10 protein-coding genes are annotated in these 11,482 nt (G+C 33.2%); 2 read left to right on the top strand and 8 right to left on the bottom strand.

Annotated elements, in window-relative coordinates; genetic code table 11:
* Positions 1–226 precede the first annotated feature (226 nt).
* Entirely contained in the window at positions 227–715 is a 489-nt protein-coding gene (locus tag ACR1PN_RS20120) for a DUF6438 domain-containing protein (protein ID WP_433981486.1), read from the top strand.
* 163 nt (positions 716–878) lie between these two features.
* Entirely contained in the window at positions 879–2,147 is a 1,269-nt protein-coding gene (locus tag ACR1PN_RS20115) for a DEAD/DEAH box helicase (protein WP_433981485.1), read from the top strand.
* A 44-nt stretch (positions 2,148–2,191) separates the two neighbouring features.
* Here ACR1PN_RS20115 and ACR1PN_RS20110 read toward each other — a convergent pair whose 3' ends face one another.
* The 8 genes from ACR1PN_RS20110 to ACR1PN_RS20075 form a co-directional block, all read right to left on the bottom strand.
* The gene (locus ACR1PN_RS20110; protein WP_433981484.1) at positions 2,192–3,718 is read right to left on the bottom strand and encodes a hypothetical protein; all 1,527 of its coding nucleotides are present in this window, start codon (positions 3,716–3,718) and stop codon (positions 2,192–2,194) included.
* Positions 3,719–3,774: 56 nt separating this feature from the next.
* Entirely contained in the window at positions 3,775–4,542 is a 768-nt protein-coding gene (locus ACR1PN_RS20105; protein ID WP_433981483.1) for a TatD family hydrolase, read from the bottom strand.
* Positions 4,543–4,546: 4 nt separating this feature from the next.
* Complete coding sequence (locus ACR1PN_RS20100; protein WP_433981482.1) at positions 4,547–5,074, bottom strand: DUF4269 domain-containing protein; 528 nt, start codon at positions 5,072–5,074, stop codon at positions 4,547–4,549.
* A 22-nt stretch (positions 5,075–5,096) separates the two neighbouring features.
* Positions 5,097–6,053 (bottom strand): GSCFA domain-containing protein, encoded by a 957-nt coding sequence (locus tag ACR1PN_RS20095; RefSeq protein ID WP_433981481.1) that lies wholly within the window; start codon positions 6,051–6,053, stop codon positions 5,097–5,099.
* Between the two features lie 96 nt (positions 6,054–6,149).
* On the bottom strand, positions 6,150–7,121 hold the full coding sequence (locus tag ACR1PN_RS20090) for a polyprenyl synthetase family protein (protein ID WP_378174037.1): 972 nt from the start codon (positions 7,119–7,121) through the stop codon (positions 6,150–6,152).
* 324 nt (positions 7,122–7,445) lie between these two features.
* Positions 7,446–8,585: an inorganic phosphate transporter gene (locus ACR1PN_RS20085; protein ID WP_378174042.1), complete on the bottom strand. Its 1,140-nt coding sequence runs from the start codon at positions 8,583–8,585 to the stop codon at positions 7,446–7,448.
* Positions 8,586–8,600: 15 nt separating this feature from the next.
* Positions 8,601–9,239: a DUF47 domain-containing protein gene (locus tag ACR1PN_RS20080; RefSeq protein ID WP_378174046.1), complete on the bottom strand. Its 639-nt coding sequence runs from the start codon at positions 9,237–9,239 to the stop codon at positions 8,601–8,603.
* A 157-nt stretch (positions 9,240–9,396) separates the two neighbouring features.
* Positions 9,397–11,097, bottom strand: a complete 1,701-nt coding sequence (locus tag ACR1PN_RS20075; protein ID WP_433981480.1) for a DEAD/DEAH box helicase — start codon at positions 11,095–11,097, stop codon at positions 9,397–9,399.
* Positions 11,098–11,482: the final 385 nt, after the last annotated feature.

Raw genomic sequence — 11,482 nt, 5'->3', positions numbered from 1 at the left:
TGAAGTTTCAAACTTAAACTGTAATCTTTCTGTGTACGCTTTACATAAAGCGATTCTAATGGTTCTTTCATAACGATTCTTTTTTGTGTATCGTTATTTCAGGTCTAGACAATAGTACAAATAAAAACAAGGATAAGCAATAGGTTTATCCTTTTTTATTTAAATTTAATCCTGAACAATTCTTATTGGAACAATTATTGACCATGATTTTTAAATTTAAAACAAAATGAAATATTTATTCAGTTTATTGGCATTAGCCTTTATATTTTCTTGTAATTCACAGAAGATGACATCCAAATACTCAACCATAGAATATGAAGCAGGACCATGTTTTGGTTCTTGTCCTATTTACAAAATGACTATTAATTCTGACCGAACTGCCGTTTTAGAAGCAGAACACTTTAATTTTTCTAAAGGAGGTTCTAAAGCTGAGTTTTCAAAGCCGAGAGAAGGAACTTTCAAAACAACGATTAAAGAAACCGATTATAAAAAGCTTACTGCTCTTCTCGATGGTCTGAATGTAAAAAGCTTAAATGAAAAATACGGTACCCGTAATATTACCGATTTACCCACTTCTTTCTTAAGAATTAAATTTCAGGACGGATCAGAAAAAAACATTGAAGACTACGGTAAAAAAGGAACTGAAAAATTAGTAGCCGTTTACAAATTTTTTGAAGAATTAAAGCATAACCAGCAGTGGCAAAAGGTTCAGTAATTTTGTTAAATTAATTTAGAGTATATTTGCAGCATATTTCGCGGCATTCACAGCCAAATAGTAAATAATTTTACTTAAAAATTCTGTTAAAACATTTAGCAGATCTGCTAAAAATGATGAAGTATACTGCTTCGACCGCATTATTTTAATACACAATACTATTTTGTTATTTACAGACTTAAAATTAATTAAGCCCATCCTTGATGCGCTTCAAAATGAAGGCTACGAAAAGCCCACACCTATCCAGGAACAGGCAATTCCTTCCATATTAGAACACAGAGATGTGCTTGGAACAGCACAAACCGGAACAGGAAAAACAGCCGCTTTTGCCATACCTATCTTACAAAATCTCACCGAAAGAAAAGGGCCGAAAAATAACCACATTAAAGCTTTGGTTCTCACTCCGACAAGAGAACTGGCAATTCAGATTGAAGAAAGCTTCAATGCTTACGGAAGAAATATTCCTTTAAGAAAACTTGTGATTTTCGGAGGCGTAAAACAAGGAAATCAGGAAGCTGCTCTAAGAAAAGGGGTTGACATTTTGGTTGCAACACCCGGAAGATTGCTCGATTTTGTTGCTCAAGGAATTATTTCGCTTAAAAATCTCGAAATTTTTGTTCTGGACGAAGCCGACAGAATGCTCGATATGGGTTTTGTACATGATGTTAAAAGAATTATTAAGCTTTTACCACAGAAAAGACAAACTTTATTTTTCTCTGCAACCATGCCGACAGAAATTCAGAAACTGGCAGATTCTATTTTAAATTCACCAATAAAAGTATCAGTAACACCTATCTCTTCGACAGCAGAAACCATTAAACAGTCGATCTATTTTGTTGAAAAAGATAATAAGATTGCCCTTTTAACCCATATTCTAAAGAATAATATTTCAGGCTCGGTACTTGTTTTTGCAAGAACCAAACATGGTGCCGATAAAATTGCAAAGAAACTTCAGCAAAGCCAGATCACAACCGAGGCGATTCACGGGAATAAATCTCAGAATGCAAGGCAAAATGCTCTGAATAATTTTAAGTCCGGAAAAACACGTGTTCTGATTGCTACAGACATTGCAGCCCGAGGAATTGATATCGATGAACTGAAATATGTTGTGAATTTCGAGCTTTCCGATGTAGCAGAAACATATGTTCACAGAATCGGAAGAACCGGAAGGGCTGGTTCTGAAGGCAGCTCTATTTCATTTGTAGATGGTCTGGATCTCCTTAATCTGAGAGATACTGAAAAGCTGATCGGAATGAAAATTCCTGTCGTAAAAGATCATCCGTTTCACACCGATAATCTGGTGGTTGAGAAAAGAGATTCTAATAATAAACCTTTTACGCCTAAACCAAAACCTAAAAATCCGTCACAACAGAGGAAAGAAATTGGTTTCAAAAAACCAAAAAACAAAAGCAATTTTTCCAGAAAGAAATAAAAGAAGCCTTCCAATTGGAGGGCTTTCATTTTATATAAAATCAGTTATTTTAACTTATAAATGGTTATAGAATCGTAACCGGGCTGCCAAGTTTTAATGGGATTCGGATAAGACTTAATTTTGTTTAAATCACTTTCTTTTAAGCTGTCTATTGTTGTTCTCTTCAATGTATTTCTCAAAGAAAAAATATAATTGTCTGATAAATTATTAACGCGAAGTGCTAAGAAACTCTGCTCAGGAGCTTTAATTATGAAATCTGTAGGAAAAACCAGATATTCAATCTTATTTTTAATCAAAAAACTTTTGAAATTTCCCGGTCTCATGTCGTTAAAATAGTATTTATTCGCCACTAAGCCATCTGCCGGAATAACATTAAAACTGGAATAAAATGCAAATTTTCCCGGAAAATCATACACAAAAATCCGGGATCCTTTCGGAATATTTTTTTCAAATGCCTGAGCTGTTTGTCTCACCAAATCATTTGATTTTTTTTCAAATTTAGAGTTACTGGCCAAAATATTATTCTGGATACTAAAGCTTGTTGTAAGTTTCAGCCATGCAATACCACAAACAAAAACCAGAGCTCCTGCAAATATAATCTTAGGCAAAGTTGTCTTATAAGATATTTTATTACTAAAAACAGCTGTAATATCATAGATAAACATTCCACAGAAAAACATTTGAGACACAAAATACCACTGCCCTATTTCTGACTGGAATATTAAATTATACACAAGGTGAAGAATACTCCCTATTAAAAATGAAAGCTTAACTGGCCTGTAATTATCTTTTTTATTTAAAATTAAGAATACAAAATACAGAACACCGCAGACCGCAAACAGTTTGGGAAAAAGATCAAATTTAATATATGGCTGGATCTGAGGAAAAGTACTTTTAATTCTTCCGCTAATGGGAACAGCCGCATCAAAATAATAATAGTTGGATATAATATAAGGAACTGACAACATGGAGAAACCAACCGCAATCATTCCCAAGCTTTTAACACTAAAGTTTTGGTAATGCCAATATAAAAAGCCTAAAGGAAGAATCACAAAAATATGATCTAAACGTGCCAAAAAAACGAGGCTGCAAACAATACCGAATACAAAATCATTTTTGATTTTTTTACCGATAAAGAAAATAAGCAAAGCAAATGTAAAAAAAGTAAGATGGGCTTCAATAAGGTATAAAGTACCTAAACTAAAAAACATCAGACAATAAAACGTCAGACTGAGAATCTTCCCGATCTTATTTTCTTTAAAAATTGTTTTTTCTAAAAGAATAAATCCAAAAAACACCAGTAAAACCTGGATGAGCCAAATAATATTCAGTAAGAAAAATTTATCTGAGGGATTGATCAGTTCCGCGAAAACACAGAAAACCATCCATAAAGGATGAAAACCATTGGTTAAATACAAGTCATTAAACCCCATAAAACCATGATGAACAATATTATTTGCAATTTGAGGATAAAAAAAGCCATCATCCGCAGGAAATTTTGAAGGATTGCCCAGAAAAAAGACCGAAGAAAGGAAAAGCAGATAATGATAGTTTTCTTTAATGAATCTCATTTAGCCAAAAATTTTGTTTAATTGAATTGAATTAATTTTATTCATTATTTACTTCATTAAATTTTCTGAAACATTCTTTTCGCATTCTCACTCGTAATTCTGTCAATTTCAGCAAAATCTTTATTGTAAATATTCACCAGTTTTCCGACAACCAGATCGAGATACGAACTTTCGTTTCTTTTGCCACGGTGCGGAACCGGCGCGAGATATGGTGAATCTGTTTCCAGAACGATTTTATCTAACGGAATTTCATGTAAAAACTGATCGATTTTTCCGTTTTTAAAAGTCACTACTCCACCGATTCCCAAAATAAAATTTAAATCCAAAGCATGTTTCGCCTGTTCTAAATTTCCTGAAAAACAATGGAAAATCCCACGGAGTTTCGGGTGTTTTTTACGTTCTAAAACCTCAAAAGTTTCATCAAAACTTTCTCTTGTATGAATTACAATCGGTAAATCTCTTTCAATAGCCCAATCGATTTGCTGCTCGAAAGCCTTTATCTGAATATCCAAAGTCGTTTTATCCCAATATAAATCAATTCCGATTTCACCAATTGCCGAGAAATTTCTTTGATTAAGGTAACTTTTTACGATTTGTAATTCTTTTTCCCACGATTCAGACTTTACATAACAAGGATGTAATCCCATCATCGAAAAAATCTGGTTTGGATATTCCATTTCCAAATTTAGCATCTTCTCATGTGATTCAGAATCGATTGCCGGAAGATAAAACTCTGTAATTCCTTTATCTAAAGCTCTCTGAATGGCTTCTTTTCTGTCTTCATCAAATTCCTCAGCATATAAATGCGTATGTGTATCAATCATTATTTTAAAATTTCAAAAGATCTTCATAAGGATTTTCTAAGTTTAAAAGCATTCCGAAAGCGGGTTCTGTTTTAATTCCTTTTTTCTTAAGATCTACTATTTTTTGTTTAAACTCCTCTCCTTTTTCCTTCAATATTTTGTATTCAGCCATCATGTGGAGATAAGCATTTTGTTGTGTTGTAGGTTTATTTTGTGCAAAAATTTCAATCGGAAAATCTTCTAATGTAAAATTTATAGTAATAGATTTTTCATCATTAACAACAGGATAATCTACTTTTACTTCAGCCTCAAGAGGAATCATTTTACTGAATGAAATATCATCCAAAAAATCTTCTTCAAACCTAAAATCCAATTCACAGATAATATCCAAATCACTTCCGTCAATATCAATTTCAATAGGAATCGTTCCTGCTAAAATTGGTGAATAATAATCTAAAACTTCGAAGATTTTATATTTTTTGAGAATTTCATAGGCTCTTTTCTGCCTTTCATTCCCTGCCCTTAAATAATCAAGTGTCGTAAAATCAATCATTTCAATAGTAAAAATTTGAACTTTAAAACTTGAATATTGCGTGTTTTACTTTCTGTCTCTGAGTTTCAATTCTCAGATTCAGTTTTTCCTTAAATTCAATGAATTTCGGATCTTTTTCATCATCAGTACGGTGTTCTAAAGCTTTATTGATTTTAAAATTCTCCTTAATAAAACCTTTGGTTTCCTCTGAAAAATAAGCTTCTCCAAATTTTTCAAAAATATAACTGACCGCCTGAGAATTGGGATGAATCAAATCTTCTTTGTAGAATCTGTAATCCCTCAAATCATCCATTACAATCTCATAAATTGGCAGGTAATGGCAATTTTCAAACTGTGAAATGACTTCATGAACTGTACTAATTAATTTTGATTTACTTAACTGATTTTCAATCATCCCGTCTTTTGTATGACGAACCGGCGAAACCGTAAAAAGAATATGCAGATCATCTTTACAAATATCTTTCAGATTGATAATGGTATCATACATAGAATCCGTTAATTCCTGATTGGTCAAAAGTCTCTTCTCAAAGAATTTCTGTGGAATTTTATGGCAATTTGCAACAAGCTTTTTCTTGGGTTCAAATTCATAAATAAATGAAGTACCATACGTGATAATCACCCAATTGGTTTCCTGCAGAAAACGGTTTCCTTCTTCTATTTTAGTATTGATTTTATCTAAAGTCTGATGAATATATCTCGTATCAAAACTTGTATGATGATCCAGAGAAATAAATTCATCATGATACGTAATCAGCTCATCTTCATGATAGAATGCCGAATCATGAAGTCTTTTAACCGAATTATTAATTGAAAACGGATTAAAAATTGTCCCGAAAGGATTATTAACCGTCTGAAGCTGGCCTTTTTGAAATAAATCAGACATTTCCGAAGCAAAACAAGAACCTATTGAAAATATTTTATCTTCAACATCAATCTTTTTCTGAGACGGTATTATGTCAACTTCGGTACGGAATTTCATTTCAGTCAATTTGAAAATGAGTTAATTTGATAATTTGAAAATGAAACATTAAAATGGATAATAATTTTCAAATTGGCACATTATCAAATTTTCAAATTAAGATTCTCTTCTCAACAGGTAGTTTGCCAGTTCGGTAAAAGGTTTTTTCTTTTCTTCAGGAATATCGATTTTGGCTAAATAGCTTTGCCCTATTTCGTTGTGTTTTTCAATTAAACGAAGTGCTTTTTCATCTACTCTTGTTCTTCTGAAAATCTTTTCTACACCGTAAACTTTATCAATATTATCAGTTTTTTTAGAATACCAGTAATCCAATTCTTTACGTTCTTCATCGGTTCCATGCTCTCTCGCCAAAAGGTAAAGAACCGTTTTTTTGTTTTCATAAATATCTCCTGCATGTTTTTTACCAAACTGAGTCTGATCTCCGAAAACATCCAGGTAATCATCCATGATCTGGAATGCAATACCTATATGTTTTCCGAAATTGAAAATAGCTTTTGCATCCTTAAACTGAGCCTTAGCGATCATCGCACCAATCTCGAATGAAGAGGCGCTTAAAACTCCTGTCTTATAAGTAATCATTCTGATATAATCATCAAATGTTACATTTTCCTGAGTTTCGAAATTGATATCGTATTGTTGACCTTCACATAAAAGCAGACCTGTATGAGTGAAAATTCTCACGCAAGCTTTAAAAATCTCAGGTTCAAGATCTTCGAAAAATTTATAAGCTTTCAGCATTAAACCATCTCCGGAAAGAATTCCGGTATTAATCCCGTGAATCGTATGAATGGTAGGTTTATTTCTCCTCAAAGGAGCTTCATCCATAATATCATCATGGATCAAAGTAAAATTATGGAAAAATTCTATTGCCAAAGCCGGCTTTATGGCCATTTTCTGATCACCGCCAAATAAATCACATGCCATTAAAACCATAATCGGACGAAGACGTTTTCCACCATGCGAAATGATGTAATTCATCGGTTCATAAAGTTCTGTGGGCTTATCTTTAAAAGTATATTTGCTAATGGCATCAGCAACAATTTGTTGGTATCTGTCTAAAAATTCCATAAAATCTAATAGTTTGAACAAAAATACAATTTTCTAAGGGGTTTTAAAACAAAAAATTTTGTCCTTTCAGACAAATTTAATTATCATTAAGAAGGATAATCCGACTACAATTAGCAAACTTTAAAAAGCTCAGTAAGCAATTTAAAAAAGCAATCATACTTTTTAAAAATGCAAGCCTGCTTTTTCTAAAAGCTGCCGACGATTTAGGTAAGTCCTCGAATGCTTTTAAGCAAATTGTTTCGAGGATTTCAATATAGATTTATAAACAAAAAAAACGGACGCTTTAGTAAAAATGTCCGTTTTTATATAAATTTTAATTTTTTCTTAAAAAGCTGTTACAATAAGATAAGTAATTCCTGCAACAATTGCTGAAATCGGAATGGTTAAAACCCAAGCCCAAAGTAAGCTTACGGTTACTCCCCATCTTACCGCAGAAACTCTTTTAGTAAGACCTACACCGATGATTGAACCTGTAATCGTATGCGTTGTAGAAACCGGAATACCAAAGTGATCTGTCAAGAATAAAGTTATTGCTCCTGCAGTTTCGGCACTTACTCCTTCCAGTGAAGTTACTTTTGTAATTTTTGTTCCCATTGTTTTGATGATCTTCCATCCTCCACTCATTGTTCCCAATGCAATTGCGATGAAGGAAACAAGTGGTACCCATAGATAATCTTTAGCAAAATGGCTGAAACGGTCAGCTGAAGCAATTTTCAAGTACTCAGGGTCCATTTGCATCTGAACGTGAAAATAAATCACAGCTGCACCGATGATTCCCATTACTTTCTGAGCATCATTCAAACCGTGTCCTAAACTGAACAAAGCGGAAGAAGCCAGCTGTAGTCTTTTAAAAGCTTTATCTGCTTTATAAGGATTTGATTTTTTATAAATATGAACAATAATCAGGGTAATAATAATTGAGATAATCATCCCGATAATCGGAGCCATGAAAATGAATAAGAAAATCGGAATTACTTTTTCAAATTTCACAATGTTCTGTGTAGTTACTTTTGCAAAAGCTTCTTTTATTGTTTCAATTGTGCCTAAATTAGGTTGAGCAGCAACAATCTCATGATAATCTAACATAAAAGCATGCATTAAAGCCGCTCCTAAAAATCCGCCAATCAAGGTATGAGATGATGATGAGGGAATACCAAACCACCAAGTCAAAAGATTCCATGCAATCGCCGCAATAAGACCTGAAAATATTACTTCAAGTGTTATAAAGTTTTCGTTGACGGTTTTGGCAATGGTATTACCAATTTTAAAATCCTGAATAATATATGCTGCAATAAAGAACGCCGCAAAATTCCACAATGCCGCCCAAAGTACAGCCTGAAAAGGTGTTAAAACCTTCGTCGAAACGATAGTTGCAATAGAGTTTGCCGCATCATGAAAACCGTTGATGTAATCGAAAATCAACGCCAACGCAATAATAACTATCAATAAAATAGGAAATTCCATTTCTGTTATCTGGTTTTATGCGTATTTAATCATGATGTTCTCAATCGTGTTGGCAACATCTTCTGCTTTATCGGTTACTACTTCAAGATAATTTAATACTGATGAAACTTTAATGATATTGATTGCGTCATTGGTTTCAAACAATTCTACCATAGAATTTGAAAGTAGGTCGTCTGCAATATTTTCAATAGAGTTTACCTTAATACAAGCTTCTTTTACCTGCTCCATATTTTTAAAGCCTTTAAGATTCTTCATTGCATTCTGTATCTCCAGACAAGCTTTATGGATCAACAGAGAAAAATCAGCGTAAGCTTTCATATGAGGTGATTTATAAAGGAAAATATATTTTGCAGAAGCATAGATATAATCTGCAATATCGTCTAAACCTGTAGCTAAGGTATGGATATCTTCACGGTCGAAAGGTGTAATGAAGTTTTTCCCTAATTCCACGAAAATTTCGTGAGTAAGTTCATCATTTTTGTGTTCATAGTCGCTCATCAGTTTCAGCATAGAATCGTCGTTCAGATCAAAATCCTTGATTCCGTGGTTGAAATCGTTAGACATAGCAACCAGATTATCTGTAACTTTTTCGAAAAGCACAAAGAAGATTTTATCTTTCGGTTGAAAAGCGTGGAAAATATTACCAATTCCCATTTTATAGTGTTTATAAATTCGTGTGCAAATTTCTTAAAAAAGCGTCTTATCAAAAAGCATCCCGCGTTAATTTTTGTTCACATTGAACTAAATTTTGTTCACATTTAAATAAAAAAGCCGACATTAAATGCCGGCTTATTGTATGGTATAGAGAAGATTAATTAGCCTCTTCAGCTCTCATTTCTTTCCCTTTGAACTTCATTGAAGAAATATTTCCTAAAAGTTCGTTTTTATACGATTTCTCCACTTCAAAGAATGAGAATTTTTCAAGGATTTCGATGTTACCGATTTCCGCTCTCTTATTTCCTTTGCTTGAAGTCGCTTTATTGATGATTTCTAAAACGTCCAGCTTTTTCAGCTGATCTTTTTTACCCAGATTAAAGAAGAATCTTGTCATATTTTCATCTCTCTGTCTTGGTTTCCCTCCTCTTCTGTCTCCTCTGTCGCGATCTCTTCTATCACCTCTGTCACGGTCTCTTCCTCTGTCGCGATCTCTTCTGTCTCCTCTTCCTCCTCTGTCATCATCTCTGCTGCTTAGCTTCTGCTCAATAAGATCGTGTCTGTCTTTGTAATACAATGCAAGATCTTTCAATTGGAACTGAAGTAACTTGTGCACCAATTCTTCTTTAGAGAATGCTGACAAATCAGGAATTAAAGAATCATCAAATTCAAAGAAATCTTCATGTACCTCAAAAAGACTTTCGAATACACCTCCAACCTGAGCTTTGATAATATCTTCTCCTGTAGGAATTTTAGCTTCGTTGATCTCAATTTTGGTTGTAGATTTTATCTGCTTCAGTTTTCTGCTTTCTTCAGGCTTAATTAAAGCGATAGAAATACCGTCTTTTCCTGCTCTACCTGTTCTACCACTTCTGTGTACAAATACTTCAGGATCATCCGGTAAAGAATAATGAATAACGTGAGTTAATGAATTCACATCCAAGCCTCTTGCTGCAACGTCTGTTGCTACCAAAATATCGATGTTTTTCAGTCTGAATTTCTTCATTACCGTATCTCTCTGCGCCTGAGAAAGATCACCGTGAAGAGCATCTGCTGCATAACCATTCTGCATCAGGAAATCAGCAACTTCCTGAGTTTCCATTCTTGTACGGCAGAAAATAATTGAATATTGATTAGGGTTTGAATCGATCAATCTCTTCAAAGCCTCTTTTTTCTGACGGTAACCTGCTACATAATATTCATGCTTGATGTTCTTTTTAACTTCGTTAATTGAACCAACAGAAATTCTGTGAGGTTTTGTTAAATAATTTTTAGAGATTCTTTCCACTTCTTTGTTCATCGTTGCCGAGAATAAGAAGGTCTGTTTTGTTTCCGGAGTTTCACTCATAATTGTTTCCAATTCGTCTTTGAAACCCATAGAAAGCATTTCATCTGCCTCGTCTAAAACCAGCCAGTGAATTGCTGAAAAGTCTAAAGCTTTTCTGTTAATCAAATCGATTACCCTTCCCGGAGTTCCCACAATAATCTGCGGTTTTTCCTTTAAAGAACGAATCTGATCTGTAATACTGCTTCCACCGTAAACTGCTGTAGTTTTGATGTTCTGCATGTATTTTGAATAATTTTTGATGTCTTTTGTAATCTGAAGACATAATTCTCGTGTCGGACAAAGCACCAAAAGTTGGATTTTGCGACTCGTATCGTCAATCATATCCAAAATCGGAAGCGAAAACGCTGCTGTTTTGCCTGTCCCTGTCTGCGCAAGTGCGATTAGATCGCGAATATCTGAAAGAATAAAAGGGATAGTCTGTTTTTGGATTTCTGTCGGGCTTTCGTAACCCAGTTCGCCAATTGCCTTAAGAATATCAGGACTTAAATTGGTCTCCGTAAATAAATTCATTAAATATTATAAAATTTTTGCAAAGATACAACTATTATTTGAATATTGAATTATACAATATTAACGAATTGATAATTTTATTTTAGAAAAACCCAATCATTTTTAAATTTAGACAAAAAAACTATAGTATTTTTATTTTTAATTTAAAAATTTTTCAACAATAATTATTATTATCGAATTGTACATTTTCATTGATAATAATTATGAATTATTAAAAATTATCTAATAATTTGTTTTCAATATAATTATTTACATTTGAAACCTGTTTAAACTTTTATTTTTCTTAGAAATAAGATAGAGAAAGCTAAATAATGTAGATTTATCCAAGTGATATTCAATTTTTCAAACCTTATTAACAGCGCTTTGAAACTATCCAACCAAGCAT

Source organism: Chryseobacterium sp. RLHN22, from assembly GCF_051011795.1.
Lineage (GTDB): Bacteria > Bacteroidota > Bacteroidia > Flavobacteriales > Weeksellaceae > Chryseobacterium > Chryseobacterium zhengzhouense.
This window is presented reverse-complemented; position numbering and strand designations above follow the sequence as displayed.

Bases quoted from the DNA above. Each gene is read 5' to 3' on its own strand.
- ACR1PN_RS20080 (WP_378174046.1), bottom strand. From the start codon at position 9,239: ATGGGAATTGGTAATATTTTCCACGCTTTTCAACCGAAAGATAAAATC.
- ACR1PN_RS20120 (WP_433981486.1), top strand. From the start codon at position 227: ATGAAATATTTATTCAGTTTATTGGCATTAGCCTTTATATTTTCTTGT.
- ACR1PN_RS20095 (WP_433981481.1), bottom strand. From the start codon at position 6,053: ATGAAATTCCGTACCGAAGTTGACATAATACCGTCTCAGAAAAAGATT.
- ACR1PN_RS20110 (WP_433981484.1), bottom strand. From the start codon at position 3,718: ATGAGATTCATTAAAGAAAACTATCATTATCTGCTTTTCCTTTCTTCG.
- ACR1PN_RS20105 (WP_433981483.1), bottom strand. From the start codon at position 4,542: ATGATTGATACACATACGCATTTATATGCTGAGGAATTTGATGAAGAC.
- ACR1PN_RS20100 (WP_433981482.1), bottom strand. From the start codon at position 5,074: ATGATTGATTTTACGACACTTGATTATTTAAGGGCAGGGAATGAAAGG.
- ACR1PN_RS20090 (WP_378174037.1), bottom strand. From the start codon at position 7,121: ATGGAATTTTTAGACAGATACCAACAAATTGTTGCTGATGCCATTAGC.
- ACR1PN_RS20085 (WP_378174042.1), bottom strand. From the start codon at position 8,585: ATGGAATTTCCTATTTTATTGATAGTTATTATTGCGTTGGCGTTGATT.
- ACR1PN_RS20075 (WP_433981480.1), bottom strand. From the start codon at position 11,097: ATGAATTTATTTACGGAGACCAATTTAAGTCCTGATATTCTTAAGGCA.